Below are 1,190 nucleotides of genomic sequence, written 5' to 3' on the forward strand. Positions count from 1 at the left end.
ATCTCTGAGTACATCAACTGCTAGCGGTGAACGCATTGCAATGGCAATAACAAAGGCAACAAATAAAGCAACTAACAAAATAGCATAAGCGACAATTCGCGGCCTAAGAATCTTAGTTTTTTCGTGATGTAAGGAATGTTCAGTGGTGTAGCGAATCAAACCTTGAGGTTTCGAGACTTTTTCCATTACCTGGTCACATACATCCACACAAGCTGCGCAGCCAATGCACTCATACTGTAAGCCTTCGCGAATATCGATGCCAGTAGGGCAGACCTGCACACATAAAGAGCAGTCAACACAGTCACCTGCCTGGTCGGCCATTTCCTTTCTTTTTTTACCCTTAACTCTTGGCTCGCCACGGTCATCGTCGTAGGAGACAATCAGAGTGTCCTTATCGAACATGGCGCTTTGGAAGCGTGCATAAGGGCACATATATAAGCATACCTGTTCTCTGAGGTAGCCAGAGTTTCCATAAGTCGCAAAACCATAAAATAGGATCCAGAAAGTTTCCCAGGGCCCAAGAGTGTAGGTGCCAGACAGCGTTGTCCACAAAGACGCTGATAACTCGCGTATAGGTGTAAAATATCCGACCAAGGTAAAACCGGTCCATAATGAGAACAGGAGCCATACAAGCTGCTTGGTCCCTCGTTTGCGAATTTTTTCAGCATTCCAGGGCATCTTTTCCAGCTTAAGCTGTGCGCCTCGGTCACCCTCAATAATGCGTTCCATCCAAACGAAGGCTTCAGTCCAGACGGTCTGGGGGCAGGCATAACCGCACCATAAGCGGCCAGCCAAGGCTGTAAAAAAGAATAGGCTGAGCGCAGCCATGATTAATAGCCAAGCTAGAAAGAAAAAGTCTTGAGGCCAAAACGTTAGCCAAAAAATATGAAACTGGCGCTCCGGTAAATCGAACAAAATTGCTTGATGTCCATCCCATGTAAACCAGGCTGCAAAATAGTAAAGCCCGAGCAGTGTAAACATCATTGCTTTGCGAAGCGATTGGAAAACACCTTTTACTTCACGGGTGTGTACCTTTTCATGACTTGCATACAAGTTGCTGTCGGAAGACTTGAAGCGATGTGCAATTTTGTTTTCAATATCCATTAATTAACACCAATGTAAACAGATAGAACTAGATGCCTGCAGGCCTAGGAGCAGCTGCAAGTTGTTTTTGTCTTGAGCCGACTAGT

1 protein-coding gene is annotated in these 1,190 nt (G+C 45.5%); it reads right to left on the minus strand.

Going from position 1 to position 1,190, the window contains the following annotated elements:
* On the minus strand, positions 1-1,104 hold a 1,104-nt coding region (gene ccoG / locus A3766_RS26985), incomplete at its 3' end, for a cytochrome c oxidase accessory protein CcoG (protein WP_068643340.1).
* Positions 1,105-1,190 lie beyond the last annotated feature (86 nt).

It is taken from the genome of Oleiphilus sp. HI0132 (genome assembly GCF_001635845.1).